Origin of the sequence: Methanoregula sp. UBA64 (assembly GCF_002502735.1) — an archaeon.
In the GTDB taxonomy this organism is placed as follows: Archaea; Halobacteriota; Methanomicrobia; order Methanomicrobiales; family Methanospirillaceae; genus Methanoregula.
In genome coordinates this window covers 42835-68506 of record NZ_DAQC01000007.1, presented here as the reverse complement: position 1 = coordinate 68506, position 25672 = coordinate 42835, and the positions used below count along the sequence as shown (strand labels likewise).

At 58.2% G+C, this 25672-nt stretch carries 29 protein-coding genes; 14 read left to right on the top strand and 15 right to left on the bottom strand.

Features of this window, described 5'->3' with window-relative positions; genetic code table 11:
* The first annotated feature begins 2 nt into the window (after nt 1–2).
* The gene (locus BP758_RS10210) at nt 3–437 is read left to right on the top strand and encodes an ACT domain-containing protein (protein WP_292370779.1); all 435 of its coding nucleotides are present in this window, start codon (nt 3–5) and stop codon (nt 435–437) included.
* A 3-nt stretch (nt 438–440) separates the two neighbouring features.
* Here the strand turns inward: BP758_RS10210 and hxlA are convergent, their stop codons facing one another.
* Nucleotides 441–1727, bottom strand: a complete 1287-nt coding sequence (gene hxlA, locus BP758_RS10205; RefSeq protein ID WP_292370778.1) for a 3-hexulose-6-phosphate synthase — start codon at nt 1725–1727, stop codon at nt 441–443.
* Nucleotides 1728–1855: 128 nt separating this feature from the next.
* Nucleotides 1856–2563 carry an FKBP-type peptidyl-prolyl cis-trans isomerase gene (locus tag BP758_RS10200; RefSeq protein ID WP_292370777.1) on the bottom strand — a complete coding sequence of 236 codons (708 nt, stop codon included), beginning with the start codon at nt 2561–2563 and terminating at the stop codon, nt 1856–1858.
* On the opposite strand from BP758_RS10200, the gene BP758_RS10195 reads away from it, so the two are divergent.
* Entirely contained in the window at nt 2562–3047 is a 486-nt protein-coding gene (locus BP758_RS10195; protein WP_292370776.1) for a TspO/MBR family protein, read from the top strand. The two genes, BP758_RS10200 and BP758_RS10195, sit on opposite strands and share 2 nt — an antisense overlap.
* Before the next feature lie 163 nt (nt 3048–3210).
* Here the strand turns inward: BP758_RS10195 and BP758_RS10190 are convergent, their stop codons facing one another.
* The 3 genes from BP758_RS10190 to eif1A form a co-directional block, all read right to left on the bottom strand.
* Nucleotides 3211–3387: a CxxC-x17-CxxC domain-containing protein gene (locus tag BP758_RS10190; RefSeq protein ID WP_292370775.1), complete on the bottom strand. Its 177-nt coding sequence runs from the start codon at nt 3385–3387 to the stop codon at nt 3211–3213.
* A gap of 164 nt (nt 3388–3551) precedes the next feature.
* Nucleotides 3552–3746 (bottom strand): hypothetical protein, encoded by a 195-nt coding sequence (locus BP758_RS10185; protein ID WP_292370774.1) that lies wholly within the window; start codon nt 3744–3746, stop codon nt 3552–3554.
* A 64-nt stretch (nt 3747–3810) separates the two neighbouring features.
* Nucleotides 3811–4206, bottom strand: coding sequence for a translation initiation factor eIF-1A (gene eif1A / locus BP758_RS10180; RefSeq protein WP_292370773.1), 396 nt, complete (start codon nt 4204–4206; stop codon nt 3811–3813).
* 90 nt (nt 4207–4296) lie between these two features.
* On the opposite strand from eif1A, the gene BP758_RS10175 reads away from it, so the two are divergent.
* Nucleotides 4297–5061 (top strand): hypothetical protein, encoded by a 765-nt coding sequence (locus BP758_RS10175; RefSeq protein WP_292370772.1) that lies wholly within the window; start codon nt 4297–4299, stop codon nt 5059–5061.
* A 27-nt stretch (nt 5062–5088) separates the two neighbouring features.
* Here BP758_RS10175 and dinB read toward each other — a convergent pair whose 3' ends face one another.
* From dinB to BP758_RS10160, 3 genes are all read right to left on the bottom strand, one after another.
* Complete coding sequence (dinB, locus tag BP758_RS10170) at nt 5089–6174, bottom strand: DNA polymerase IV (protein ID WP_292370771.1); 1086 nt, start codon at nt 6172–6174, stop codon at nt 5089–5091.
* 36 nt (nt 6175–6210) lie between these two features.
* Entirely contained in the window at nt 6211–7434 is a 1224-nt protein-coding gene (locus tag BP758_RS10165; protein ID WP_292370770.1) for an Nre family DNA repair protein, read from the bottom strand.
* Between the two features lie 73 nt (nt 7435–7507).
* A complete protein-coding gene (locus BP758_RS10160) occupies nt 7508–8089 on the bottom strand; it encodes a hypothetical protein (RefSeq protein ID WP_292370769.1) in 582 nt (193 codons plus the stop codon).
* Nucleotides 8090–8182: 93 nt separating this feature from the next.
* Here BP758_RS10160 and BP758_RS10155 point away from each other — a divergent pair, with 93 nt between their 5' ends.
* The 3 genes from BP758_RS10155 to BP758_RS10145 all read left to right on the top strand — a co-directional run bounded on the left by BP758_RS10155 (nt 8183) and on the right by BP758_RS10145 (nt 9951).
* Nucleotides 8183–8485 (top strand): DUF1294 domain-containing protein, encoded by a 303-nt coding sequence (locus BP758_RS10155; RefSeq protein WP_292370768.1) that lies wholly within the window; start codon nt 8183–8185, stop codon nt 8483–8485.
* A 51-nt stretch (nt 8486–8536) separates the two neighbouring features.
* On the top strand, nt 8537–9025 hold the full coding sequence (locus BP758_RS10150) for a deoxycytidylate deaminase (RefSeq protein ID WP_292370767.1): 489 nt from the start codon (nt 8537–8539) through the stop codon (nt 9023–9025).
* A gap of 128 nt (nt 9026–9153) precedes the next feature.
* Nucleotides 9154–9951 carry an esterase/lipase family protein gene (locus BP758_RS10145; protein ID WP_292370766.1) on the top strand — a complete coding sequence of 266 codons (798 nt, stop codon included), beginning with the start codon at nt 9154–9156 and terminating at the stop codon, nt 9949–9951.
* A gap of 8 nt (nt 9952–9959) precedes the next feature.
* Here the strand turns inward: BP758_RS10145 and BP758_RS10140 are convergent, their stop codons facing one another.
* A complete protein-coding gene (locus BP758_RS10140) occupies nt 9960–10493 on the bottom strand; it encodes a hypothetical protein (protein WP_292370765.1) in 534 nt (177 codons plus the stop codon).
* Between the two features lie 16 nt (nt 10494–10509).
* Nucleotides 10510–11265: a hypothetical protein gene (locus BP758_RS10135; RefSeq protein ID WP_292370764.1), complete on the bottom strand. Its 756-nt coding sequence runs from the start codon at nt 11263–11265 to the stop codon at nt 10510–10512.
* 131 nt (nt 11266–11396) lie between these two features.
* Here BP758_RS10135 and BP758_RS10130 point away from each other — a divergent pair, with 131 nt between their 5' ends.
* Together BP758_RS10130 and BP758_RS10125 are read left to right on the top strand one after the other, a co-directional pair.
* Nucleotides 11397–12353: an ATP-binding cassette domain-containing protein gene (locus tag BP758_RS10130; RefSeq protein WP_292370763.1), complete on the top strand. Its 957-nt coding sequence runs from the start codon at nt 11397–11399 to the stop codon at nt 12351–12353.
* Nucleotides 12340–13110, top strand: a complete 771-nt coding sequence (locus BP758_RS10125; RefSeq protein WP_292370762.1) for an ABC transporter permease — start codon at nt 12340–12342, stop codon at nt 13108–13110. Before BP758_RS10130 ends, BP758_RS10125 begins: the two co-directional genes overlap by 14 nt.
* 412 nt (nt 13111–13522) lie before the next feature.
* Here the strand turns inward: BP758_RS10125 and BP758_RS10120 are convergent, their stop codons facing one another.
* The 4 genes from BP758_RS10120 to BP758_RS10105 form a co-directional block, all read right to left on the bottom strand.
* Entirely contained in the window at nt 13523–13855 is a 333-nt protein-coding gene (locus BP758_RS10120) for a hypothetical protein (protein WP_292370761.1), read from the bottom strand.
* Nucleotides 13856–13957: 102 nt separating this feature from the next.
* On the bottom strand, nt 13958–15937 hold the full coding sequence (locus BP758_RS10115; RefSeq protein WP_292370760.1) for a helix-hairpin-helix domain-containing protein: 1980 nt from the start codon (nt 15935–15937) through the stop codon (nt 13958–13960).
* Between the two features lie 6 nt (nt 15938–15943).
* Complete coding sequence (locus BP758_RS10110) at nt 15944–16717, bottom strand: PP2C family serine/threonine-protein phosphatase (protein ID WP_292370759.1); 774 nt, start codon at nt 16715–16717, stop codon at nt 15944–15946.
* The gene (locus BP758_RS10105) at nt 16714–17388 is read right to left on the bottom strand and encodes a vWA domain-containing protein (protein ID WP_292370758.1); all 675 of its coding nucleotides are present in this window, start codon (nt 17386–17388) and stop codon (nt 16714–16716) included. The genes BP758_RS10110 and BP758_RS10105 overlap by 4 nt, the downstream gene beginning before the upstream one ends.
* A gap of 179 nt (nt 17389–17567) precedes the next feature.
* On the opposite strand from BP758_RS10105, the gene BP758_RS10100 reads away from it, so the two are divergent.
* The gene (locus tag BP758_RS10100; protein ID WP_292370757.1) at nt 17568–18020 is read left to right on the top strand and encodes a protease inhibitor I42 family protein; all 453 of its coding nucleotides are present in this window, start codon (nt 17568–17570) and stop codon (nt 18018–18020) included.
* Nucleotides 18021–18149: 129 nt separating this feature from the next.
* On the opposite strand, the gene BP758_RS10095 is transcribed toward BP758_RS10100, so the two are convergent.
* Complete coding sequence (locus BP758_RS10095; RefSeq protein WP_292370756.1) at nt 18150–19397, bottom strand: PKD domain-containing protein; 1248 nt, start codon at nt 19395–19397, stop codon at nt 18150–18152.
* A gap of 609 nt (nt 19398–20006) precedes the next feature.
* Between BP758_RS10095 and BP758_RS10090 the strand changes: the two genes are divergently transcribed.
* The 5 genes from BP758_RS10090 (at nt 20007) to BP758_RS10070 (ending at nt 25645) form a co-directional block, all read left to right on the top strand.
* On the top strand, nt 20007–20828 hold the full coding sequence (locus tag BP758_RS10090) for an N-formylglutamate amidohydrolase (RefSeq protein WP_292370755.1): 822 nt from the start codon (nt 20007–20009) through the stop codon (nt 20826–20828).
* A gap of 52 nt (nt 20829–20880) precedes the next feature.
* Entirely contained in the window at nt 20881–21342 is a 462-nt protein-coding gene (locus tag BP758_RS10085; RefSeq protein ID WP_292370754.1) for a GNAT family N-acetyltransferase, read from the top strand.
* Nucleotides 21343–21462: 120 nt separating this feature from the next.
* Nucleotides 21463–22356 carry an alpha/beta hydrolase gene (locus BP758_RS10080; RefSeq protein ID WP_292370753.1) on the top strand — a complete coding sequence of 298 codons (894 nt, stop codon included), beginning with the start codon at nt 21463–21465 and terminating at the stop codon, nt 22354–22356.
* A 185-nt stretch (nt 22357–22541) separates the two neighbouring features.
* Nucleotides 22542–23396, top strand: a complete 855-nt coding sequence (locus tag BP758_RS10075) for a DUF6159 family protein (protein WP_292370752.1) — start codon at nt 22542–22544, stop codon at nt 23394–23396.
* Between the two features lie 122 nt (nt 23397–23518).
* Nucleotides 23519–25645 carry a SpoIIE family protein phosphatase gene (locus tag BP758_RS10070; RefSeq protein WP_292370751.1) on the top strand — a complete coding sequence of 709 codons (2127 nt, stop codon included), beginning with the start codon at nt 23519–23521 and terminating at the stop codon, nt 25643–25645.
* The last annotated feature ends 27 nt before the right edge of the window (nt 25646–25672 follow it).

The window sequence follows — 25672 nt, the reverse complement described above, 5'->3', positions numbered from 1 at the left end:
GTATGGACACGAAAAAGTATGTCATCAAGCAGATCTCGATCTTCTCGGAGAACCGGCCGGGCCGGCTTGCAGCCGTAGCCCATGCGCTGGGTGAGGAGAAGATCAACATCCTTGCATTCAGTATTGCAGAAGCAAATGGTTTCGGGGTAATCCGGGCGCTGGTCGATCACCCGGAAAAAGCCCATAAGAAGTTATCATCGATGGGCTACAATGTCGCCTTTACGGATGTTATCGCCGTGCAGATGAAAGACCAGCCCGGCGGACTCTACGAGATCGCAAAAGTGCTCGGGGATGCGGGAATCAACATCGAATATTCCTATGCCTATTCAGGAAAGAATGCTGCCGTACTTATCCTCCGTGTGGATCAGGTAGACGACGCCATCGGAAAGATCCAGGGATCCGGCGCAACCCTTCTCGAACACACGGTATTCCATTAAATTTTACTTTTTCTCCCATTTGATCAGTTCGGTTACTTCCGATAACGTGCTCCCTCTCCGGATCTCTTCGCGGATCCGGGCTTCGGTCTTTTTTACTTCCAGCGCACGGCGGGCAACTTCATAGGCCCGTTCTGCGGGAATTACAACAACGCCGCTTTCGTCGCCGACAATCCAGTCGCCGGGATGGATGTACTGGCCGCAACACCGGATCTCCGCGTTGATCTCGCCCATGCCCTTGGGTTCTCCTGCATTGGGGACGATGGCCTTTGCAAAGACCGGGAACTTCATTGCCCGGATATCGTCGATATCCCGTACAGCCCCGTCAATCACGACACCGGCCAGACCTCTTTTTTGGCAGCTTAAGGTTGCCAGTTCCCCCCACGGCGCCACGTGGATGCCGCCGTCATTGTTGATCACAAGAACCGCACCTGCCGGTGCTTTCTCGATGGCCTCAACGGGTTTTGCCCAGTCCCCGGCAAACGTCTGCACGGTTACCGCTTTTCCTGCCATCTTCACGTTCCCGCAGACGGAAACAAGCCCAAAAAGAGCTCCTTTCCGGTGCATTGCGTCGCTGATGTTCGGGGTCGAAACCTGCATAAAGAGTTCGTGGATCTCATCATCCGGATTCTTTTTTTCCGGCGCTGCTGCCGATGGCGAATCGAGAGACTGGCGGATTTTTTTTGCAGATGCGGTTACATCGGCAGACCGGGCTATCCATCCCCCGACAATAACGATATCGGCGCCCTGTTTTACGGCCTCTCCCGCGGTCACGGCATCGAGTCCCCCTGCAACGGCAACCGGTATATGGATCCCCTCCCGTATCGTCCGTAAAAGATCCAGCGAGTCTTTCCCGATCATCTGCTGGTCGATACCGACATGGGCCACGATAATATCCACCCCGAGTTCTTCAAGGGTGCGGGACCGTCCGGCAGGATCCCTGACATTGATCAGGTCTGCCATCAGTCGGGTCCCGTATAACCGGCTCGCCCTGACTGCCTCTTTGATGACCGCGTCATCTGCATCGGCAAGGATACAGACAATATCTGCCCCGGCTTTTGCCGCCATCTCCACTTCCATGGTGCCGGTATCTGCGATCTTCATATCCGCGACGATTACGGAGTCCGGAAATTTTTCGCGTAATGCCCGGACTGCCTGCATGCCCTCGCTCTTGATAAGCGGTGTACCGGCCTCGATCCAGTCTGCCCCCCCGGCAAGCGACTCTTGTGCAATCTGCACTGCCCGGTGTAGTTCAAGAAGATCCAGTGCCACCTGGAGGGTAATCTTTCTCATGAATAATGATGGGTTGCGGAGGGGGCATAAGGATTGCGAGATGAAAACATTGCACCGATGAAGAGTATAGAAAGACCAATAGGTATTTCCGGAAAAACGAATCAGTTACTAATAAAACAAAAAAAGTGTTACGAGCTTCCCGCAGCCGAACTGCCGGAGCCCGCTTTCGTGATCCCCGTCACCTTGATCGTAAAGACCAGGTCCTGGCCCGCAAGCGCCGAGTTCGCATCCACGGCGACCCCCGCAGACGTCACGTGGACCAGGTACGACTGCCCGGTCGCCGAACTGCGGAACCCGAACGGCTCACCCGGGTAGAATGACGTATTCTCCGGGAACATGCTCCTTGGGACAATCTGCACCAGCGACGGATCGTACGGGCCGTACGCCTGGTCCGAGGGGATCGTCACCGTCTTTGTCTCGCCGATCTTCATCCCCTGCACCGCTGCATCGAATCCCTTGATCATCCGGCCCGAGCCCACCGTAAACGTGATCGGGGAGGAGTTCGTGTTCGTTTCAAAGACCGTCTTGTTCTCGAACATGCCCGTATAGACCACGCTCACCTTGTCGCCGGGCGCCGCAACCACGAACGGGTTATACAGCGAAATATAGGCCGTAACCCCGGCGATAACGATGATGATCACCGCGACAACGGAAACAATCTGGAGGGTGCGCTTCCTTGCCGCCGCCTTCTCCTGCACCTTCTCCTTGCCTTTGAGTTTTTCCGACTTCTTAATGCTGCTCGCATCTAGGGCGAGTACGGGCATCCCGGACGCCCGATCACGGTTCCCTGCCCCCTCAGTCACTTTCATCACCCGGTGACGCCACCCTACTTCCATGGACTCTTCCCGCATCCGCACCGCCCTCCTCTTTGTTCTCTGCATCGCCATCCCCCTTCTTGTGGGGGCCGCCGGCTCGTTCTTTACTGTCGGCAGCATCCCCGTCTGGTATGCCGGCCTGGTAAAACCCTTCTTTACCCCGCCCGCATGGATCTTTGCCCCGGCCTGGACCGTGCTCTACCTCCTCATGGGAGCCGCGCTCTTCCTTGTTTTGCGGGAAGGTCTCTCCCGCCCCGTTGTAACGCAGGGGGTCATCCTCTTTGCCGCCCAGCTTGCCCTCAACTTTGCCTGGTCGGTTGTCTTCTTTGGCATGCATGCCGTTGCCGCGGCGCTTGCGGTACTTCTTCTCCTCATTGCCCTCATCGCGGCGACCCTCGTGATCTTCCGGCGCGTCTCGGCCCCGGCCGCATGGCTGCTCGTCCCGTACCTTGCCTGGTGCTGCTTTGCCGCAACGTTAAATGCAGGCATCTGGCTCCTCAACTGACCGATCCCGGCCCCGGGAAAAACACCTTTTTTTATATCCGGGATACCGTGCCGCACGGACATTGCGGGTGGCAGGAAACGGACCACGCGCCGCAGGTTTTTGGAAACAGACTAACGAGGCAATGCCTGAAAAAAAAGAAGAATTTGGAAATTAACCTGTACCCTTAGAACCGGGGTTTCCGGTGCTTGGGCAGGCAGTCGCGGCAGTAGACCGGGCGGCCCTCGGTGGGCTTGAATGGCACTTCGCATTCCTTGCCGCAGTCGGAACAGGTAACCTTTGTCATTTCACGTGGGCCGAAGTCCCTGGGACCGCGACCACCAAAATTGGATGATCCATACATGATGTTCTCATACAGTGTAGAAACTGTGATAGAATGCATGATGTTCTAGTTTAATTACTTCTGGATCATCTCAATCGCAATAAACGGCCCGGCCGGGTAGGAACTGGTAAAAAAGAATACGGGGGTGGTCCGGGACCACCCGCCGGCGCGCAAAGCCTTTTTCTTTACGATCCGGGCTGGCGGGGCCGTTCTGCCCGGCAGAGCTGCCCGGTACTGTTGAGGCTGTACGATGCAAGGATCATCTCATCGCTCATACTCCGCTCGCCGATACCTATTCGGGTCAGCCGGTCGCGGATCAACCGGATCTTCTTTGCATTGTCGTACATAAGAGCAGGAGATACTCTGGCGTCCGACACCATGAAACAATGGTATGAAACAGCTGCCGGTCTTTTTAAAACGGGCAGGAACGGACAAAAAAAGAGGTTACAGGTACCGGTTCTTCCGCAGCCAGTCCACCTGGGGGGGAAGGTACCGGTAGATGATATCGCACTTGTCGTTCTGGAACGTCCACGGCACGATGATCAGGGTATCGCCCTCGCGGATCCAGACGCGCTTCTTGATCTTCCCCTTGATCCGGCCCATCCGGGTGACACCATCGAAACACCGCACCCTGATGTGGTTTGCCCCCATCATCAGGTCGGCCGAGCCGAACATCTCGTTATTCCACTTCTTGGGCAGCCTGACACGCACTACCGGTGTTCCGTCGGCGTTTACCGCGCCCGTCTCCTCAAAACCGTTGTCGGTCTTCTTTTTGGTATTATCGGTGATGAGAACAACTCCGCATATATAAACGACGTGGTAAATAATTAACATATCCATCAGGGCGAAGAACAGGGCCTTTTCGCGTCCCGTTTGGCGGCTCCTTACTGCCCCGCACATTTTTTCCGTACGGCTGCACAAAGGGTAGGTATGACAGTCATCGCCACACCCTGCCGCAGGGGAACCGCCGGCTCCGTGATCTCCGGCATCTTCGGGGGGTTCTGCGGCATCGCCGCGGCCCTTGCACTCGCCCTTCTCATGTTCCCGTCCGCACAGTACGTTACGCTCAGCAACTACCTCCAAATCCTCGTGGCGTTTGCTGGCGCCGCGGTCTTCTGCTGGTACTACCTCCGCCACGAAGCCGGATCGGGATTTCTCTGGGCTGCCGCGGCCTTTGCCCTCTGGGGGGCCGCAAACATTGCATGGTACGCCGCGGTCTTTTTTAAGATCGGGACATTCCCGTTCCCGGGCCCGATCGATCTCGGGTTCGTTGTCGCAATCCTCCTGCTCTCCTCGGCGTATAAACGGATCTATCCGCGAAAACAGGTAAACGGCCCGGCTCTTCTGGTCCTCCTTGTCCTTGTGCTCATAATCCCGCTTGCCATCCTTGCAACAGCGGGGGTTACCGATCAGTCCCTGATGATCCTGCTCTACTTCTTTGCCTGCGGCCTGCTCCTGATCACGGCCTTTAATTATTCGTTTACCGAACACCCGGCCGCGCTCGCAGGCACCATCCTCTTTGCCCTCGCCTTCATGGTCTATCCCCTCCGGGAGAGTTACCTGAGCGGGAATGCCCTGCTTGCCATTCTTGGCCCCTGCGTTGCCGCCGGCCTCTCGTTTGTGGTGATCGGGCTGCTGCCGGACGGGACCGTGAGCCAGGAAACCCCAAAAGAATCCTCCCAAATCCCGGAATAACTCCTCTTTTTCCCCGGTACCGCCGACTCAGAACAGGGTCTGCTGGCCGGCGTCCTGCTTCCAGAGCCCCGAGAGGCGCAGGCCGAGGCGCCGGATCGGTTTCCCGTCCCAGAGCTCGCGGAGAAGTTCCCCGGCAGAGGAACGGATGGCAGCTTCGTCATTGCGGTTATGCAGGAGCGACTTTGCCTTTGTTTTCGAGACAAAGCCGGTATACCTGACGCGGACCGTGACGGTCTTAAAATAGAGCCCTTCTTCGGCAAGCGAGCGGGCCACTTCGGTTACAAGCAGCTCCATGGTTGCGGCAATCTCGGCGGGATCGTCGGTGTCGCGCGCAAAGGTGGTCTCCTTCGAGATGGATTTGACCTCGTCGCGCTCCACCACCTCGCTCTCATCCTGCCCGAGCGCGGCTTCCCGGAGCAGGCCGGCGGATCTCCCGAACGCGCCGATAAGACGCTGGATGTCGCAGGTGGCGAGCTCCCCGATGGTGGTGATCTCGAGGGCTTCGAGCTGCGCCCCGGTCTTTCCGCCCACGCCCGGGATCTTCCGGACGGAAAGCGGGGCAAGGAAGGCCGGGACTTCCTCCGGAGTCACTACGGTAAGGCCGTCGGGTTTTTTGTAGTCCGAGGCAATCTTTGCGACAATTTTTGAGGGAGCGACCCCGAACGAGCAGGTGATCCCGACCCGTTCGCGGATCTCCTGCTTTAACCGCACCGCAAGGTCGCGGGCCGCAGGAAAACTCCCGGCATGGCCCGCGTCGAGGAATGCCTCGTCGATGCTCACCTGCTGGACCCGGCAGCCGGTGCTCTTGAAGATCCCCATGATCTCCGCTGATACCGCCGCGTACTTTGCCATGTCGGGCCGGAGGTAGACGGCATCCGGGCAGAGCCGGTATGCCTGCCCGATCGGCATCGCGGATTTTACGCCGAACGCCCGGGCCTCGTACGAGCAGGTCGAGACCACGCCCCGCCCGGCTCCCCCGGCCGGATCGGCGCCGACGATCACCGGTTTTCCCGCAGTCTCCGGCCGGTCGTGCATCTCGACTGCCGCATAGAAGCAGTCCATGTCCGCGTGCAGGATGATCCGCTGCCCCGTGATTCCGGCCGATCCGCTCATATTATCCCCCGATGACCTGTGTGCCTACGTTACCGTTCAGGCAGTCCCCGCAATGTCAGGGGCCGGCCCTTCTGTATCTTTCCGGGCCGCCTGCCCGGCAAAATCACTGAGCGTGCACTGGCGCTGGCGGAGGCTCTCTTGTAAGAGCGTGGTCTCGGTGATAAAGCGCTGGACCGGCAGGGTGAAACGCCCGCCGACATAGGAAAGGGCCGACTTGAGGTCCTCGAACTCGGACGGCCGTTCCCGCATCGCGCTCCGGACATTCTCCCGGACATTGAAGACCCCCATCGGGACATAGCCGGGCAGGGCCTCCCTAAGGATGATCGCCCCGGCCTGCCGCTGTTCCCGCGCAAGCTCTTCGAGCACCGCCATCTTGCAGGAGTAATAGCAGCCCCCGAGCGGGGAGTACCCGACCTTCCGCTTGAAACCCTCGTAATCGGAGAAGACGTACTCCTCGTTCCCGAGCACATGCAGGAATGCCTCGGTCCACTCGTACTGCCACGCGGTCGGGAGAAGGATCACGGCGTACCGGTTGTGCAGGCTCGCGTACTCGTACAGGCGCACGGTATCGATCACCGGGCACTGCTTCACGCTTTTTAGGAGGTTGTCGCCGATCATCGTGTCGCAGGCGGTAATCGACCAGCGGGTGGGAACAAGGTGCCGGTTTCCGCCTCTGCCCATGGTCCCGGCCGAGAACGCCTTCTGGATCGTGGAGAACGCCGTCCCCTGCCGGTGGAGGCCGAGGACCGCTTCCTTTGAGAGGAGATCGGTGTCGTAGTAGACCTTTTCAAGGGTCTGGTCCCAGCGCTGGGCTGTGATATCGAAGCGTTCGAGCGGGGCGCTCGGGCCAAAGGGCGTGTGTTCCTCGGAGAACGAGAGCCCCGAAGGTGCGGTCTCAAACGAAGCCTCGCTCTCGATCGAGTTTTCGGAAAGGACAATCTCCTGGAGTTTCTCCACGAACCGGTTTTCGATATCAAACGCATTGGTGAGCCTCTTCCCCCGCACCAGGTTCATCCGGTACCCGATGATCTCTTCCTGCGGGTGGTTGCCGGATATCCAGTCCTCGGGCCGGTCCATGATGCCCGTGTCGCCGTGGACGGGCGCGATCATCGGCCCGGCATAGATGTCGGGATAGTTGTAGCTCCCGATAAAAACAGAAGGCGGGGTACTGCCGGCCATCTCTTTACCCACCTCCACCGACTTCATCTGCATGGTGGCGGCGGTGAGCTGTTTTAGGTATGCCCCTTTCCCGAGGATCATGGTTTAACGTAGAGATCCGTACCGGGATATTAAAGCCCTTGGGGGCGCGGAACGAAAGTGAAGGCCCGGCTCGTCAGGCAAGCCGGGTCCGGGCGATCCCCGCCTGGGGGTAGTTCCCGTAATAGGTGATGACATCGGTGACGGTGCGGTTGACCGTGCAGGCCCGGGTCGTCTCGGTGCCGGAGGAGAAGTCCATCCACTGCATGCCCGGGGTTAATGCGATTGACTTGTTGTTGTACGTGAGATACATTGTCCCGTCTTTTGTGAACCCGTCGACGGTCAGGTTCCCGTTTTTGTAGGGGAGGGCGTATACCCCCGAGAGTTCCCCGTATCCCCCGCGGCCGTATGCGCCGGTAAGCGTCGTGCTCTCCCCGTACACGACAAGGAGGGATTCGTTGATCTCGAACGGCACGATCCCGGCGAGCGTTTTAGAGTCCGCATCGAAGATATAGGGCGAGACATTGATGGCAGGCGCGGGGCAGGTCCCGCTCACGAGCGTCCCGGTGTAGATAACCTGGTGGTCGAGGAATGCGTACTGGCCGGACGACGGGAGTCCCTCCGGACGCTGCGAAAGACCGGTGCAGCCGGCAAGGGCGACGAGCAGCATGAGAACGATAACGGCACCGCAGGCTGCGGTTCCCCGGGGGGCGTTCATGGGTACTTATTGCAGGGGCCCGCTACATCTCTTTTGCGAGGGAATGAACGCCCGGTCTTTTTCGTGTCCCGTGACCAACAAAAACCCTGAACCATGATCGTTACCCCCCTTACCGCAGCGGTCGTACTCTATATCGTCGCAAACCTGTGCGTGTTTGTCCTCTACGGCGCCGACAAGCACCGGGCCCGGGCCGGCGACTGGCGGATCCCCGAGCGCATCCTTTTACTTGCCGCACTTGTCGGCCCGTTTGGCGCATGGGCCGGGATGCGGGTATTCCGGCACAAGACCAAGAAAATCCTCTTCTACCTTGTCCCGGTCATCCTTGTCCTGCACATCGCCGGGATCCTGTACCTGGGGTGGCTGCTGTACCAGGGACACGGGCTCCCTCTCCCGTAACCAGGGGCAATCCCGCCATGTTAATATCGGCCCTGTACCAACAGATCTCTGATGCGAACCAACAGGCACCAGTATTTCCTCGACCTTGCGCAAAGGTGCGCCAACCAGGGCACCTGCCTCCGGCGCAACTTCGGGGCCATCATTGTCGACGAATACAATACCATTGTCTCGACGGGATACACCGGGGCGCCCCGGAAGCAGATGGACTGCACCGAGCTCAACCGCTGCTGGAGAAAAGACCACAACATCCCGTCCGGCTCCAACTACGAGCGGTGCCGGAGCGTTCACGCCGAGATGAACGCGATGCTCCAGGCGGGAAAACTCGCCCGGGGCTGCACGCTCTACCTTGCGGGCTTCGATGTCGCCACGGGCGAGCTCACCCAGATCTGGCCGTGCTTTTTGTGCTCGAAGATGATCGTGAACAGCGGGATCACCCGGGTTGTCATGCGGACCACTCCTGCGGACTACAAGGAGATGGACCCGATGGTGCTCTACCAGATGCGCAGCCGCGAGTCGCTCGGGGACGAACCGCCCCGGTAAATCCCTGATGGCCGGCAGCGGGCCGGATCGGTGGCGCGGGAGGGAAGACCGCACCCGGCCGTCCCGATCGTTTTTTTGGTTTTCCACAACAGCTATGCCCGTTTCCCGCCCATATTTCCCTTAATACCATGTCTCCTGAAGCGATCCCGGCGATCCTTGTCCACGGCTGGAAGAGCCATCCCGGCATCTGGAACCGGCTCGTGCCCCGGTTACAGGATGAGGGGATCCCCTTCTGGAGCTTCGATTATACCCCTCTTAACGGGGCGTCCATGGAAGTTATTGCCGCAGCGCTCGGGGACTATATTTCCGCACAGCGCAGGGAGAAGGGATACGACGGTCCGATCGATATCGTCTGCCATTCCATTGGTTCGTGCGTTACCCGGTACCTGCTCGAAGTCATGGACGGGTCTGCCCGGCGCGAAAGGGTGCGCCGGCTCATTGCAATCGGCCCGCCCAACAATGGTTCAGCCCTCGCAGAGCTCTTCTGCGATCCGGTGATCGGCCCGGGGATCACCCGGCGTCTTGCGGGTACGTTTGTCCCGGAACACTTCGATCCTGCGGCCGACGTGATCGTCCAGGCCTGCCGGCCAAAGAGCCGGACCATGCAGGCCCTGCGGAATGCCGGTATGCGGCCCGATATCGGATATCATCTCATCTGTGCGGAAAATTCGGCCCGGGATCCGGCGTTCTTCCCCGCCCTTGAGGGGAAGACCTGCGAACTGCTGCCGGACGGGAGCTGGCAGATGACGTACGCCGGCGACGGGATCGTTCCCTTAAGCGACTCGGCCCTCCCGGGTGCGTCCCTGCTGGTCCTCCCCTCCGACCCGGCAGCAGCGGCGGCCGGGGCCAGGCAGTACTGCCACATCCTCCTCCCCCGTGCACCGGAGACGATAGCCGGCGTGATCGGGTATCTTGCGGCACGGTAAGGTGCGGTTCAGGACACCCGGGGCTGCTCTGCTTTTTTTATCTCGTTATAGAGGGAGACCACCGAGATGCTGATCAGGTTGAGCGTTGTTGCGGCGTACCAGAGGTACGCCTCCGGCGTCGTGAGCGTTGCAATCCAGCCCGACCAGAGCATCAGGCTGATGATGGTAAACGAGATGAGGGTGTCCACGGCAAGAAAGACCGCCGGCCGGTGGAAGATCCGGCCCAGCTCGGCAAGGGAGCAGAACTCGATACCGGCCACGCGGCGGTCAAGGTCGGTAAGGGAGCGCCAGATATTCATGAGGAGATCCACGACCGCCCAGAGAATGACCGCCCAGCCAAAGATCGTGAGCGGGAGCGCGGCCGCAGCCATCCCGGCCCGGAGGGCGGCAAGGCCAAAGAGGCCCTTGAAGATGCAGAAGGGGATGCCGATAGTAAGGGAGAGGAAGAACGGCCGGGTAAAGAACCGCTGGATCCGGTCGGTCAGCCCTGCACCGGGATCTGTGCAGGTGTTTGGTTCGGCTGTCAGGGCTGCGGCCTCCACGTTTTTTTAAAAAAGGTCAGCGCCGGCTGAAGATCGCAATGGCACAACCCGCTGCCGCAATACCGAGCAGCCCGTCAAGCGGGACGCGGGGGGTCGCCATCGTTGACGGTACCGCGGTAGTCTCCGGGACAGTGGTTGCCGGGATTTGTATCGTTACGGTCTCTTCCGGGGTCGCGACAGTCGTGACCGTGGTCACCGGGCGGGTCGGCCGGGTCTCGGCCGCTATCGAGATCGATCCCTTGTTCACCTTCGTATCCCCGCGTTCCACAAAGAGCGTATCGTTGTTGACCGAGGTCGGGTTCTCGACCCGGACGGAATAGGACTGCGTTGCGGTATTGTAGGACGTGGCAAAGGCTACCACCGCTTTTCCCGAATTGTCGGTGGTGACAAGGGCATAGTAACTGGTATTGGGCAGGAGGGACGAGGTGGGCGCAACATCGTCGAGGATCGTCCGCCCGCCGCCATTGTAGTATTTGTACGAGCCGATCGTATACGGCCCGCCGGCCGGATCCTGCTGCACGTTATACTGGCTGGCAACCACGACCGGGGGCTCGTCTCCCGCCTCGCCGCTGAGCGACCAGGTCTTTGTCAGCCAGACATAGTAGGGGGTGTTGAGCCGGCCGGTGATCTCGATGGTGAACTGGTGCCCCCGGGTGATCGTTCCCCCGATATCGGAGGTGGCATAGATCGCCGCCACCGGTACGGCAAGGAGGCAGATGCAGACAGCGGTCAGAAGCAGTAACACAGGACGGGGCAGCTTTTTGAAGATCATCGTCTCTCCCGGGGTTTTTCTCTTTTACGATGAAATTGATCCTCTGCAGGATAAAGGTATGCGTTTTTGTCTCCTTCCCTGCCGGATCCCAAACGATGTACTATAAACGTTACACCGGGTAATGCAGATTTATGTACGCGATCGAAGCCTCCCACCTGTCCAAACGTTTCCGGGACATTGCCGCGCTCAACGACGTGAGTTTTACCGTAAACGAGGGGGAAACGTTCGGGTACCTGGGCCCGAACGGCGCCGGGAAGACCACGACGATCCGGATCCTGACCGGGATCTCGCCGCCCACCGGGGGATCGGCTTCGATCTTCGGCCACGATATCGTGAACGACACCATTGCCGCACGCCAGTCCATGGGGGTTGTCTCCGAGACCTCGAACGTGTACGACGATCTCACGGCATGGCAGAACATGATGTTTGCCGCCGAGCTCTACAATATCGACCCCGCAACCCGGAAAAAGAAGGCAGAAGAACTCCTCTCCACCTTCGGGCTGTACGGGCGCCGGGACCGCAAGGCGCACGGGTTCTCCAAGGGGATGAAGCGCAGGCTGACGCTTGCCATGGGCCTGGTGAGCGGCCCGCGCCTGCTCTTTTTGGATGAGCCGACCTCCGGCCTCGATGTGGAGAGCAACATGATCATCCGGGGGGTCATCACCGATCTCGTGCGGGACGGGGTGACGGTCTTTTTAACGACCCATAACATCGAGGAGGCAAACCTGATGTGCGACCGGGTGGCGATCATCAACCGGGGCACGATTGCAGCGATCGATGCTCCCGAACGGCTCAAAAAGACGATCCAGAGTGTCCAGTCCATCGAGGTCGCCTTTGACCGGGCGGATGCCGGAACGCCGGACACGCTGGGCCGGATTCCCACGGTCAGCAGTGTGATCAAGGAGGGAGACAAGTTCCGGATCTATACAAGCGACCCGTCCACGGTCATCGAGGCGGTGATGGACTATGCCCGCAGCCGGAAGCTCCGGGTGGTGAGCATTACCACGCTCGGCCCCACCCTCGAAGATGTCTTCATCAGGATCACCGGGCTCAAAACAACAGGAGGTACGGTCCATGCCATCGACTGAAAACCACGAACCCGCGCACTCCCGGATCGCCCGGGAGCTTTCCGCGGCATGGGCGATCGCAACAAAAGACATGAGGATCTACTACCTCAAGCCAAACATCATCGTCTCGGGCATCCTCTTCCCGCTCTTTATGTTCCTTGCTTTTGCCATCGGGAAGAACGCCCCGGCGGTTACCCTGATCCCGGGACTCATCGCTATCACGCTCCTCTTCTCGGCATCCTCGATAGAACCTGTTTCCATTCCCATAGAACGGCGGGTAAAGACCTTCGACCGGCTCCTTGCCGCTCCCATCTCCTTCCATACGCTGGTGATCGGGGAGAGCATGAGCGGGTTTCTGTACAGCCTCGGGATCGCCTGCATCCCGCTCGCTATCGGACTGGTGGTATTCAGGATGACGGTGCTCAACGCAGCGATCCTTGCCGCGGCGATGATCCTGACGGCGTTCTGCTTTGCAACGCTCGGGACGCTCTTTGCCGCCTACCCCACCGAGAACGTGGGGGAGGTGATGTCGATGCTCAACCTCGTGCGCCTGCCGCTTATCTTCATCTCGGGCGTGTTCATCCCGCTCACTGCCATGCCGGCGATCGGGCAGGAGATTGCGCTCCTCTCTCCCTTAACCTACGGGAACGATCTGATCCAGTATGCGGTTACGGGAGTAACGCAGTTCTCCGTTGCCGCCGATATCGCTGCGCTCGCCGTCTTTATCCTCGTCTTCCAGTATGCAGCAAACGGGCTGTATAAAAAATTCAACGAGTGAGAAGTGGTATTCTCATCGATCTCCCGCCCGGACCGGGGAGGAAAACCAGCTTTTTTTCCAGACGAAAAATCGGGGAAGATTATCCCTTCCGCTGAAGGGGGTGAATAATCAGCCGCTTATACATACGGCAGGTGCTGAACGACTGTCTGAAGGATTGCAATTACCAGATTAAGGAGCCAGGTCCAATCGAACATTCCGTCACCTCCTTTTTGTAGGTATAGCCAACAGTGACACGCATTCATATATAATATTTTCTATTTTGATCGGAACGAAATTCACAGGATTTTCACGATTTGAACTATTAAATGAATAAAATATAGGCTCGATAATGAAAACCAAATAGTCAGGGCGTATGCCCCATACAAGGTACAGGGATCCGGCGGGAAAAAAGAAGAGATAAAAGGGGAGCGGGTCACATCTTGGACTGGTCGAACGTTATATTTGCCCCGGCGGGAACCTTCGCCCGCTTTCCCTTGGCATCCGGGAAAAACTTACGGCTCTTCTCTTTTCTGGACTTCGGGTCGTCCTCACCGTCATGCTCCTTTTTTACTTCTTCTGCATGGACCCCGAGGAAACAGTCGACCGGGTTCTTGCCCCCCTGGCAGAGGTTGTTCTTCTTGTCCTCGCATTCGCTGCATTCCGGGACATGGGAGGGGAGGAGGCCGGGGAAATGGATCTTCCAGAGATCGGCATCGATCTTTCCCTCGTCAAGGAATTTCTTGATGTGCCGTGGAGTATATTTCATGAGTCGTACTTATTGATCCACCGGTATTTTATCAGTATCCCTCACGAATCCGGGATCCCCGTTCCAGGGTAGTGAGCAGGGGTTTCAGGATCGCCGGCCGCATCAGATCCCTTTCCCAGTAAGGGTAAAGACCGAGAAGTTTGCTTCCGCCTGGGCAAGGTCGCGGGCGCTCTTCTCGATCACCGGCTGGAACTTGGCGCGGTTCCGGAGGATCTTCTGCTGGACGGCATGCAGGTTCTCAATTCCCATCAGGAATTCGCGCTCAACCGGGCGGATCCGTGGCTGGAAGGTATGGATCAGGTTCTGGATATCGGAGGGCGACACGCCTTTTTTATCGTCGTAGACAAACAGCCGTTCCTGGCCGGCCCTCCAGGCCGCCAGTTCGTTTGCAATCGCGGCATCGAAGCCCGGGATACTCATGATCGTATGCATATCGATATCCGCCGCGGTCTCGATCCCGAATGACCGGAGCGCTGCCTTGCGGTTATCGCCGAGCCGGGGCGAGGTACAGTTCTCGATATAGCAGTTTTCAAGGAATTTTTTCTGCTGGCGCTCTTTGGTGGTGTGCTGGAGTTCTACGAGCGCGTTCTGGTAATCCCGCTCTATTGCCTCGTACTTTGCCCGGAGGGCATTGAGCGCAGTGACCTGAACAGTAAACCCGGCATCGCCGGCCTCCGCGATCCATTTCTTCTCCCAGAGTTTCCAGCTGTATTTCGCGTCCTCGAACGCCTTTTTCCGCCGTTTCTTTTCAGCCGTATCCTTCCCCGGGAGGAAAAGGATCAGTACACCGGCAAGAGCAGGGACAATACTTGCGAGAATCCTGAGTATATCCCCCTCCGACCAGAGAAGCAGGAGGAGAGCGCTTACTGCAGCAAAGACAATCGCAAGTACCTGGCCGAATTTACGGAGCCCGGCCATACGGGCAATCGCCGGGGAGAGCGGGGCGGGCGCGCAGCGGTAATTCTTTGGGGAGATCACCGGGATGGGGCCTGGCGGTTTAACCGCAGGGACTTTCTGCCACTCGGTCCCGACATCGATCCGCGAGATGGAGTCCGAACTCAAGAAGAGCAGGATCCCGGTGCTGTTTTCCAGGGCGCACCACGGGCAGGAGGCAAGGCCGGAGTAATAGGCATGCATCGACTCCGCATTGCATTTCTTCAGCCGCTTTTCGAGCGCATCCAGAACATTCCACCAGTCGTTTGCGGTCGGGCGGCCCCATGACTGGAGCGACGATTCCGTAAAGGCCTGCTCAAAGAGGGTTGCTACTTCGCCCGGGACAATGGAGAGCCCCACGGCATTCGGGGGCGGGGACATGGCCTTGAGGGCCGCGCTCCTCCCAAAGGCGAACCGGTACTCTGCGATCGCCCGCTCGATCGGCATATCGTCCTTGCCCTTGTATACTCCCGAGAAGGGGTGCCTCCCCATAAACAGGAGGAGGAAGATCAGGATCGCAAGCCCGAAGTTGTCGTGGTTCTGCGTGCGCAGCATCTTGAAGTCCTTGGACTTCTGGAGTTCGGGAGGGGTGAACTGGGGGACGCCGACTTCGCAGTGGTAGACTTTGTCGCGGGTCTGTACCTGGAAGGAGTCGCAGTCGATCAGGCGCACGCAGGCCTTTTTCGTGACAAGAATATTCCCCTCGTTGACGTCTCCCACCACGTACCCGTACTTGTGGATGATATAGAACGCAGCAGCGAGGTTCTTTGCGGTGCGGACAAGGAACTTCCAGTCAGCGTTCGGGAACGCCTCTTTCCGGTGGGAGGGGCCGTATACCTTGTGGATCGGTTCGCACTCGGTGATCCGCGGCATTACAAACCCGCACACATGCCCGTTCTTCCCGGCATGGATAAGGTCGAGCGGCCATGCGGAGAACTCCTTGAGGTCGTCATTGCAGCCGCTTACCATCAGCCGGAGCTTTTCCTGCCGTTCCCCGGTAAGGGGCTTGTGGTAGATCTTTGCAAGGACATCCATCCGGTGGGGCGCGATCTCGAACACGTCGCCCTCTCCTCCGCTCCCGATCTTTTTCCCGAGGACCACCGGGTTACCCCGGCTGTCGAAGAGGTTGTGGGGAGTTATCTGGCTCATGATACGTCAGGCCGGGGAGGGATTTACCGCAAGGACGAGGGTCTTGTCGTCGTCGCTGCGTGCATTCACGTCATCGCTTGAAAGGAGGGCCCGAAGGTGCCCGGAGAGATCGACAAACCCGTTCTCGGGATTTTTCCTGAGCGCGGCAAAGAGCGGCTTAAAAAAACCCTCGTGGACGGTCCGTGTCGAGAACGAGAGCACGAGGTTCTGAAGACCGTCGGTAAAGAGGGCTATTTCCGCAGGGCAGGTTGTGCCGTATTCCGTCCTGATGTGCCCGGCAAATGCATCGTCCGTAATAAAGAACGTCGTGTTCGCGTACTCTCCCTGTTCCGGCCAGAAGACCGTGCGGTACCCGGTGCCGTCGCCCATGACAATGCACCCGTCGCCCACCTGGAAACAGAGCAGGTAGCCTTCGGTCGCCACAACCCCGATAAGGGTGCAGGCATATTCCCGGAGGGGCAGGCCGTCGGATACCGCCCGGCGGGCAATCGCGTCCCTGCAGGAAGTAATCCATACCGCTACGGTGCCGGTCTCCGGATCCCGCGGGAGGTTCTCCCCCCCGCGTATGGCATCGAGAATGCGGGCATACAGGGTCTCGCATGCAATCTCGGCGCCGGTCCCTCCGCGGGAAGTACTGCCGGCACCGTCAGCGGCAAGGCCGACAAAATAATCCCGGTCGGAGAACCGGAGTGCGCCCGCCCGGCAGTAGTCCTGGCCCGGCTCGTTCCGGGCAGAATGGGAGCTGCCGGTGACCGAGAGCGAGAGGTGTTTCCAGCTCATATCTCGCTCCACCCGGATGGTGGAGAGAGCAGGATCCGGTCGCCCGGGTTGCTCCGTGATGCGGACTTCATCGAGTTCGAGAGCCACTGGAAGAATTCACGGAATTTTAAGCCCTGGAGCTTGAGCGGCTGCCGGACGGAGATCTGCCCGAGAACCGACATGTCGGCGTTCTGGACACCGACTGCAAAGAAGGCAAAGGATTTCGAGCTCTCGCCTTCCCTTACCATCGCTGCCGCCCGCTGCCATTCATCGGTAGGTGAGCCATCGGTGATCAAAAAGATCCAGGGCCGGTAAAACGAGATCCCATTTGCCCGGTACTCTTCTTTACGCTTCCTGATGAGATCGATGCCGGTGAGGATCGCTTCCCCAAGGGGCGTGTCTCCTTCAGCTTCGAGCGTCGGGTCCAAAAAAAAGTCGGCGGTATTGAATTCGGAGATCACCCGGACCGGGCCAAAGGAGAGCAGGGCTACTTCGACCCGTTTTACCGCGAGCGAATCTCCCTGGAGCTCTTCATAGAACGCCCGCAGGCCTGAATTGAGCTCTGCTATGGGTTTTCCTGCCATGGAACCGGATGTGTCCAGCAGCAGGAGGCAGGGACACCGTGGCTCCGGGTTTTCCGCAAACGTGACCGGTCCCAGCGGCTGCTGGTCGTAGACTAATTCGTTGCTCATCAGGCTGCTCCCGTTTTTTCGCGTATGGATACTATCAGCACTATATCTTTGTTCGATTTCTTTTAAGGTCATTTTGCCCCATTTGCCTTTCAGGATAGCTACGGGAATTTTTGCGGTCAAATAAACCCATAAATAATTCCGGACTGTATCCTTTACCCGGTACAAGGAGCGAATACACAATGCAGTTAACCTTTATGGGCGCGGGAATTGTCCTGTGCATTGCAGTTCTGGTTATCGCCGGCTGTGTTGGATCCGGCCCAACGGGTGCAGGAACCCCCACTCCGGGTCCGACGGGTACGCCGGTCATGGAAGGCCATATTGTTGCAGACGAAGGCCAGAACGGGGCAACGGTCTACGTGAACAAGAGCGCGGAGATCACGCTGAAGCTAAACGAAAACCCCACCACGGGCTACCAGTGGAACCTGACCGTCAGCCCGGGCCTCACCCTGACAAACGATACCTATGTCCGATCTGACACCTCGGGAAAACTGATGGGCGCCGGGGGGACCCGGATCTGGGACCTGACTGCTTCGGGGACCGGTACGCAGACGATCCATGCCGTGTACATGAGATCCTGGGAACCACTGACCGGCAACGAGACCGCATTCGACATGACGGTTATCGTGCAGTAACAGGCACCAAAAAATTTCCGGGATACCGTATCATGCAGGGGATGCCCTCCGGCATTTCCTCATGATTTTTTCTCCCATAAGCTACTCCAGATAAAACTTTTTTTTAGTTCCCGGGGGAAAACGAGGAACTCACCGCTTCCTGCGAAGGCCCAAAAGAACAAATCCTCCCCAGCCCCCGGCAAGGGCCGCTACCGCGCCAAACCCGGGGGACTGGGTTTTTGTTGACGCAGGAGATATTTTTGCATTCTCCTTTTCCAGCCATTCTTCCTCTGAACTTTCCGTTGTTTTGGCAACAGAGGAGTACGTATACGCAGGGGCTGCGGTAGTAACCGGCGCCGCGGTCTCCTGTGCTGCGGCAACGGTAATGTACCCTTCCGTTGTCGTGGTATTGCTGCCCGCCGCATTTGTTGCGGTCAGCGAGACCGTATACGATCCTGCGGTCGTGTAGACATGCGAGGGGCTCTGATCGGTACCTGACTCCCCGTCCCCGAAACTCCAGCTCCACGAGGTCGGGGTGTTGGTTGAGGCATCGGTAAACTGTACCGTAAGGGGCGCAGATCCTGACAGGATATCCGCAGAGAACGCTGCCACCGGTGAGGTAACGGTGGAGGTCACGGAGATCAGGCTGGTTTTTGTGCAGATATTACTCCCTGCAGCGTTTGTGGCCGTAAGCGAGATGGTATAGGTTCCCGGTGTGGAATAGGTAAACGAGGGGTTCTGAGTGTTACTGGTATTCCCATCCCCGAAATCCCAGCTCCACGAAGTGGGTGAATTCGTTGAGGTATCCGTGAACTGCACGGTAAGTGGGGCAACACCGGAACTGACATCATAAGAAAACCCGGCAACCGGAACCGCCGGGGAGACTGTGATCGTCTGTGTTGCCGGGTTCGTGCTACTGCCCCCGGTATTACTTACGGTCAGGGAAGCGGAATAGGTACCTGCCGTGGCATAGGTAAACGAAGGGTTCTGTGAGGTACTGGTGTTCCCGTCCCCGAAATTCCAGTTCCATGAAGTTGGCGAACCGGACGAGGCATCCGTGAACTGTACGGTAAGCGGGGCCGTGCCGGAGGTGGTGGAGGCAGAAAATGCTGCAACCGGGAGGGAAACGGTTGTTGCAGCAACGGCAGTTGTCTGGGTTGTCACGGGCGTCGTTGTTGCAACGGTTGCCGTTACGGTGGTGACCGTTGTCGAAACAAGGGTGGATGTAGTAGCGGCGGGCACGGTTGTCGTTACCGTTGTATTGTCATCTGCTGCTGCCGGTATGACAATTCCTGCTGTAAATATGAGGAGAAGACACCAGGTACAGAGGAGTACCCGGGGCACCAGTACATGAATTTTGGACGGGGAAACCGGGGTTGTGCGAATCTGATCGGTCATACAGGTAACTCCCGGCAGGGATACTTCCGGTGCCCTGCGGCAAGTAGTTTTAACAGTGGATATAGTTACTTAAACAAGCTATTTTGTAATTTATAGCTTACATTTTGTACTATTTACATTCTTTTACCGGGTACAAAAAGCGGTGGACCAATGCGATGACCGGATCGGCGAGAACATGCGGTGCTGCCGGAATAGTGCAGGAAGAGCAGGCAGGCATACCGGACGGTTGCCTGCCGGAAACGGGCGATATTTATTAATGATTAATATTTAAACAGGGGATATTCCCCTTTTAAAGAACCATAACCCCCTTTTTATACCCCTTTGTTTCCACTGGAATTTTCACCCTATTTGGCCTGTTTCTGCATACCTGCTTTTAAACGCGTCAGATAAAAAATCGTTTTTTTGGCGGGTTTGTCTCCTTTTTCTTACCGGGGGCTCATGATCCCGACAAAACTACAAGCATACAATTAATTATATAAAAGTTTGCAGTTCGGCATTTGTCCGGGGAAATCTTCAGGAGACGCGAAAGCAGGGTTCCCGGTTACCGGCAGCATACAAACCTTAACAAAAGTACCCGTTCAATGATCCCTTACCGGAGAACAGAGGGGCATGAAATACCCGTTCCTTATCTCGATTCCCCACGGCGGTGTCGATGTACCGGCAGAGGTCCGCTCGCGGATGGCACTCACGGACTGCGAACTCCTGTGGTACAGCGATCCTGCGACCCGGACGCTTTTTGATTTCGGACCGTCGGTAGAGGCCCTGATCGATACGCCGGTCTCGCGGATGGTTGTCGATCTGAACCGCCCGCCCCTGCCACTCCCGTTAAAGGATCCTGACGGGATCATCAAGACGCGTACCATCGATGGCAGGCAGGTCTATATCCCCGGTAAAATCCCGGACCTTGCCCTCATCCACCGGTGGATGGTCCAGTGGTATTTCCCCTACCACCAGCGCGTCGATGAACTGATCGATGCTCATCCTGTCCGTATTGCGTTCGACTGCCATTCCATGCTCCCACAGGGTTCGCAGGAGCAGAGCGATGCCGGAAAAGAGCGCCCCCTGATCTGCCTTGGCAACTATGGCGACACCCGGGGGAAGGCCCGGCCGGGAAGTATTACCACCTGCCCGGAGGACTGGATCGGGAGCCTTGCAAAAGAGTTCAGATCTGAATTTCCCGGCGCGGGGAATGTGGCCCTCAACACACCGTTCTCGGGGGGCTTTATCTCAAACGCCCATTACTGGAGGAAAGGTATTCCCTGGATCCAGATCGAAATCAACCGGTCGCTCTACGAAGATCCTTCCACGGGGGGCAAACCGGGTGCAGGGAACGAACGCATACCGGCCCTCCGCGAAAGGATCTGGCAGGTCCTGGTCAGGTTCTGGGAGGATCTGCCCGCAGATTGCCGGAAAAGCCCCGGGGATCGTTAAAAACGGTGACCCTTTAACCACGTATCCCCAAGGGTACGGGAGTGAGACCACAATGACTGTACCGGATATGGAAAAAGTGGATGCCGGCAATTTCCCGGAATTTCTGTCCCTTATTCGGAGCCTTGCCGAGTTCGAGCACCTGGTACCCCCGGATACTGCGGCAGAAGAGCGTCTCAGGGCCGATGCACTCGGGGAAACGCCCCGGTACGAGGCCTACCTGGCAAAAATCGGTACAACCCCGGCGGGGTATGTTACCTTTTATTTTACGTACTCCACATTCCTTGCCCGGCCCACGCTCTATCTCGAAGATATATTTGTGCCCGGACAGTACCGCGGGCAGGGCATCGGCCGGCATATGCTGGGATTCTGCCGGAAGATTGCACGGGATCGGGGCTGTGGCCGGATGGAATGGATGGTCCTTGACTGGAACGAACCGGCGATACGGTTTTACACAAAGAGCGGGGCAAAACGGCTGGGCTGGTATGTATACCGCCTTGACCGCGAGGATCTGTAAGTCCCTGTGCCGGGCCGCCAGGTACAGGGGATGTTTTCACCTCGCCCGGTTTTCCTTCAGTGACGGGCACGGAGAGCCGGCACCATAATTTATCCCTTCAACGCACCATATCCAATCAGTATGATCCGTGAAACGCCGCGGAATTTCCTGGACATTCTCCGGTCCTATGTTCCCGATCCCTCCCACCCGGCCGGGACCCTGCGGGAGGAGTTCGCGGATTTTTTCACCGAGTTCCAGAGCGAGGCACGCCCGTCCGTGGAACCGGTCCTCATTCGCGGGGATCTCCGCGGCGTATGGTGCAAGGTACCGGAATCGCGGCCGGACCGGACGCTTCTCTTCTTCCACGGGGGGGATTTCACGGTCGGATCCACAGCGGATCACCTGGGGTTCTGCTCCGAACTGGCACGGGCAGGGCAGTCCCGGCTCTTCTCGGTCGATTACCGGCTTGCCCCGGAGCAGGTCTTCCCGGCACAGGCAGACGACGCCCTTGCAGCGTACCGGTATCTTCTCAAACAGGGTGTCCTGCCCCACCGGATTATCCCGGTCGGCATATCGGCCGGAGCAACCCTTGTCCTTGACCTCCTGCTCATGCTCCGCGACCAGCACCTGCCCCTGCCACCGGCGGCAGTCTGCATGTCCCCCGTTGTCGATTTAAAATTTGGCGGGGAATCGATCACCGCCAGCCAGGATACGGACTGGATGACACCGGGCCGGCTTGCGGCACTCCGGACCGCCTACCTTGGCGGCAGGGAGCCGGATGACCCGCTCGCCTCGCCCATAAACGCACAGCTCTCCGGACTGCCCCCGGTGTACCTCCAGACCGGGACCGGCGAACTTCTCTACGACGACATCTCTGCCTTTGCAAGGAAGATGAAATGGGCGGGGGTGCCGGTCAGGTTCGAGATCTGGGAAGGGATGTTCCATTACTGGCAGATCTTCGGCCGCCAGATCCCCGAGGCAGGCGGTGCGGTCTCCCATATCGGGGCGTTTGTCAGGGACATATTCGACCGGTAAGACCGGCTCACGGTCGGATCAGCAGCAGGACGCGGGAACGGTCCGCTTGAGGGGTCCGCCGGTGCGCGATAAACCCCTTGTTCTTTGCAGTTTTCTCCATCCCCTTTTTGCCTTCGTCGTATGCCGGGATACCGGACCGGCCCGGTAAAAAACATTCTTACTCTCGGACTGCGAACCAACCGGTCATGTTCGATCGGATAATGCGCAGTTTCGAGCTTGTCAAGGCGAGCTGGCGGATTCTCATGGAGGACAAGAAGCTCCTAGTCTTTCCCATCCTTTCGGGGATCATAACCCTGCTGGTGATCGCGACCTTTATCCTGCCGTTGATTATTACCAAGAGTGCGTACTCCCTTTCCACCAACTCGGTTGCGGGGATTATCCTGCTGTTCCTCTTCTACCTGGTCAGCTACTTTGTGGTCATCTTCTTTAACGTGGGCCTCATCAGCTGTGTGAATGCCCGGCTGAACGGGAAAGATATGACTATCGGAGAAGGCCTTTCCGCTGCAGGACGGCACCTTGGCGCCATCTTTGCATGGGCAGTCATCGCCGCAACGGTCGGTCTGATCCTGCACATGATCGAGGACCGGGCAGGGTTTTTAGGCCAGATTGCCGCGGCCATGGTCGGGGGAGTCTGGAGCCTGGTCACCCTCTTTGTGGTCCCGGTACTTGCATTTGAAGACAAAGGGGTCTTTGCTGCGATGAAGGAGTCCCTGGGACTCTTTAAGAAGACCTGGGGGGAGAGCGTTGTCGGGACACTCTCGATTTCGCTGATCTTCATTGCGATCGGGTTTGTGGGATTCCTCCTGTTCCTTGCCACGCTCTTTGTCGGCAACCCGACGCTCATTCTCGTGGCGCTCGCCCTCTTTATCGTGCTCATTGCCGTCCTTGCCATCCTATCGTCGGCAATGCAGGGAATCTTTACGGTCGCCCTGTACACCTATGCAAAGACCGGCGCTGCCCCGAAGGTCTTTGGGCCGGGCGTTGTCGAGAACGCCTTTGCCCCGCAGAGCCGGCAGCAGTTCGGCCCGGGCAACATCTGAAACTCCTTTTTTTTGTAAGTGCCGTTCCTCGTTCGGGCAGTACCGGGCACCGGTGATCCCTTCCGCGACAGGATACTAACGCTTTTTAAGGCATTCTTCACAAACACGTCATACGATACACCATGGTGCGCCGGAACCTGAAACTGAATGTCAAGACCAAGATCCTGATCGTGTTCCTGGCACTTTCCATGGTTGCACTGGCAGTCGTGGGGTACGCAGCATTTTTTACCATGGGCGATATGAGTGCCATAGCCATCTCGAGCAGCGGACAGCTGGGAGACCGGGCCGTTCACGACAGCACGACGGCACTTGAAACCAATGCCGAATCCTCCTTAAGCCAGCTCGCAACAGACCAGGCCGATATCAGCAACGTTGTCTTTTCCCAGGTTGAAAGCGAGATGGATACCTTTGCCGAATATGCAGCTACGGTGCGGGCAAAACCCGGGGGAGCCTCCGCAATAACCGCACTCCCCCAGACAGAACGGTCGCAGGATCCCAGCCGTTCATCGGTTTACATCCTCGCACCGGGTGTCACAAAGGCCGGTGTTGGCGACGACCTCGCATCCCTCTCTCCCCTTGATGACGTGATGACGCCCCTCCTCTCTTCCGATCAGCGGATCACGCAGATCTACGTGGGGACTGACAGCGGCATCCTGTACGTTCATCCCTGGATGACGGGTATCGCACCGACCTACGATCCCCGGACACGGGACTGGTATACCGCGGCCCTGAAATCGGATACGGTCACCTGGTCCGACCCCTACATCGATGCCTCGGGAAAAGGCCTGATGATCACCTGCTCGCGGCGGGTGCCGGGGGAAACAAACGGCAGGACCTGGGTTGTTGCATCCGATGTAACGCTTGCAACCGTAAACTCCCAGATCATCGGGACGCAGGTCGACGGTAACGGGTATGCCTTCCTGCTCGACAAACAGGGAAACATTGTTGCGCGCCCGGGGATTTCCGCCGGGGAAACCGGATGGGGGGAAGCGTTTGCAACCGAAAATCTCCTCTCCAGCAACAATTCAGCCCTCGCTCTGGTTGCCCGGGACATGGTTGCCGGGAAGAGCGGGACGGCACGAGTGCCGTTTCCCGATGGTGAAAAATACATTGCCTATGCCCCGGTCAAAAGCGTGAACTGGAGCGTGGGTATCGTTGTCCCGGTCGACGATGTGATTGCACCGGCACAAAAGACCCGGTCCCAGATCGTAAACGCGACCGGCGAGACCGGAACCCTCCTGCAGCAGAAGATGGATCTGGCAAAAAACGTTTTTGTGATCCTCTTTATCCTGCTCTTTATCCTCGTGACGGTGCTCTCGGTCCTCTTTGCACAGCTCATCACCCGGCCGGTTGCCCGGCTTAAGGAAGGATCCGAAGCTCTGGGAAGAGGCGATCTCGGGTACCGGGTAACCGTCGAGACCGGCGACGAGTTCGAGGACCTGGCACGGTCGTTTAACACGATGGCTGCGGATCTCAAGACCCATATGGACGAACTCCAGAGAACGACCGCAGAAAAGGAGCGGTATGCAAAGGAACTCGAGATCGCAAAAGGGATCCAGCAGAGTTTCCTTCCCGATGAGGCCCCGAAGATCGAGGGCATCGAACTGGTGGCAAAGAATATCCCGGCACTCGAGGTAGGCGGCGACTTCTATGACTTCATCCCGCTTGCAAAAGACCAGTGGGGCCTTGTCATCGCCGATGTCTCCGGAAAAGGGGTCCCTGCGGCGCTCTTTATGGCGCTCTCGCGTACGCTGATCCGGGCAAGTACGCTTGCAAATGCAGATCCTGCCACGGCAATCGGGCATGCAAACCAGCTGATCTGCGAGGATTCCAAAACGAGCATGTTCGTGACCCTCTTCTATGCGATCCTCGATGCAAAAGCGATGACGCTCAACTATGTAAACGCCGGCCACAATCCCCCGCTCCTCCTCAAGGGAACATCGTCCGATGTTGTCCTCTTAAAGGCAAAGGGGATAGCGCTCGGGGTTATCGATGACGTCAGCCTCCAGTCAGTACGGGTCGATCTGCGGCCCGGCGACGTCCTGGTGCTCTACACGGACGGGGTAACCGAGGCAATCAACGATATGGAAGAGGAATTCGGCGAAGAGCGGCTCCTGAACGTGATCACGAAGAACCGGAGTGAGACCGCTGCCACCATCCTTGAACGGATCCTTGCCGCTATCACCGCGTTTGCGGGAGACCGGCCCCAGCACGACGATATCACGCTCCTGATCCTCAAGGCGCAGTAAGCGGCTGCTTCCGCACACCTTTTTTAT

Excerpts from the sequence above, each read along its gene's own strand:
- BP758_RS10145 (WP_292370766.1), top strand. The coding sequence starts at position 9,154 with ATGTCTCCTGAAGCGATCCCGGCGATCCTTGTCCACGGCTGGAAGAGC.
- hxlA (WP_292370778.1), bottom strand. The coding sequence starts at position 1,727 with ATGAGAAAGATTACCCTCCAGGTGGCACTGGATCTTCTTGAACTACAC.
- BP758_RS10190 (WP_292370775.1), bottom strand. The coding sequence starts at position 3,387 with ATGTATGGATCATCCAATTTTGGTGGTCGCGGTCCCAGGGACTTCGGC.
- BP758_RS10150 (WP_292370767.1), top strand. The coding sequence starts at position 8,537 with ATGCGAACCAACAGGCACCAGTATTTCCTCGACCTTGCGCAAAGGTGC.
- BP758_RS10090 (WP_292370755.1), top strand. The coding sequence starts at position 20,007 with ATGAAATACCCGTTCCTTATCTCGATTCCCCACGGCGGTGTCGATGTA.
- BP758_RS10075 (WP_292370752.1), top strand. The coding sequence starts at position 22,542 with ATGTTCGATCGGATAATGCGCAGTTTCGAGCTTGTCAAGGCGAGCTGG.
- BP758_RS10110 (WP_292370759.1), bottom strand. The coding sequence starts at position 16,717 with ATGAGCTGGAAACACCTCTCGCTCTCGGTCACCGGCAGCTCCCATTCT.
- BP758_RS10155 (WP_292370768.1), top strand. The coding sequence starts at position 8,183 with ATGATCGTTACCCCCCTTACCGCAGCGGTCGTACTCTATATCGTCGCA.
- BP758_RS10070 (WP_292370751.1), top strand. The coding sequence starts at position 23,519 with ATGGTGCGCCGGAACCTGAAACTGAATGTCAAGACCAAGATCCTGATC.
- BP758_RS10105 (WP_292370758.1), bottom strand. The coding sequence starts at position 17,388 with ATGAGCAACGAATTAGTCTACGACCAGCAGCCGCTGGGACCGGTCACG.
- BP758_RS10120 (WP_292370761.1), bottom strand. The coding sequence starts at position 13,855 with ATGAAATATACTCCACGGCACATCAAGAAATTCCTTGACGAGGGAAAG.
- eif1A (WP_292370773.1), bottom strand. The coding sequence starts at position 4,206 with ATGGATATGTTAATTATTTACCACGTCGTTTATATATGCGGAGTTGTT.
- BP758_RS10160 (WP_292370769.1), bottom strand. The coding sequence starts at position 8,089 with ATGAACGCCCCCCGGGGAACCGCAGCCTGCGGTGCCGTTATCGTTCTC.
- BP758_RS10195 (WP_292370776.1), top strand. The coding sequence starts at position 2,562 with ATGGACTCTTCCCGCATCCGCACCGCCCTCCTCTTTGTTCTCTGCATC.
- BP758_RS10100 (WP_292370757.1), top strand. The coding sequence starts at position 17,568 with ATGCAGTTAACCTTTATGGGCGCGGGAATTGTCCTGTGCATTGCAGTT.
- BP758_RS10080 (WP_292370753.1), top strand. The coding sequence starts at position 21,463 with ATGATCCGTGAAACGCCGCGGAATTTCCTGGACATTCTCCGGTCCTAT.
- BP758_RS10085 (WP_292370754.1), top strand. The coding sequence starts at position 20,881 with ATGACTGTACCGGATATGGAAAAAGTGGATGCCGGCAATTTCCCGGAA.
- dinB (WP_292370771.1), bottom strand. The coding sequence starts at position 6,174 with ATGAGCGGATCGGCCGGAATCACGGGGCAGCGGATCATCCTGCACGCG.
- BP758_RS10135 (WP_292370764.1), bottom strand. The coding sequence starts at position 11,265 with ATGATCTTCAAAAAGCTGCCCCGTCCTGTGTTACTGCTTCTGACCGCT.
- BP758_RS10200 (WP_292370777.1), bottom strand. The coding sequence starts at position 2,563 with ATGGAAGTAGGGTGGCGTCACCGGGTGATGAAAGTGACTGAGGGGGCA.
- BP758_RS10175 (WP_292370772.1), top strand. The coding sequence starts at position 4,297 with ATGACAGTCATCGCCACACCCTGCCGCAGGGGAACCGCCGGCTCCGTG.
- BP758_RS10210 (WP_292370779.1), top strand. The coding sequence starts at position 3 with ATGGACACGAAAAAGTATGTCATCAAGCAGATCTCGATCTTCTCGGAG.
- BP758_RS10165 (WP_292370770.1), bottom strand. The coding sequence starts at position 7,434 with ATGATCCTCGGGAAAGGGGCATACCTAAAACAGCTCACCGCCGCCACC.
- BP758_RS10130 (WP_292370763.1), top strand. The coding sequence starts at position 11,397 with ATGTACGCGATCGAAGCCTCCCACCTGTCCAAACGTTTCCGGGACATT.
- BP758_RS10095 (WP_292370756.1), bottom strand. The coding sequence starts at position 19,397 with ATGACCGATCAGATTCGCACAACCCCGGTTTCCCCGTCCAAAATTCAT.
- BP758_RS10125 (WP_292370762.1), top strand. The coding sequence starts at position 12,340 with ATGCCATCGACTGAAAACCACGAACCCGCGCACTCCCGGATCGCCCGG.
- BP758_RS10115 (WP_292370760.1), bottom strand. The coding sequence starts at position 15,937 with ATGAGCCAGATAACTCCCCACAACCTCTTCGACAGCCGGGGTAACCCG.
- BP758_RS10185 (WP_292370774.1), bottom strand. The coding sequence starts at position 3,746 with ATGGTGTCGGACGCCAGAGTATCTCCTGCTCTTATGTACGACAATGCA.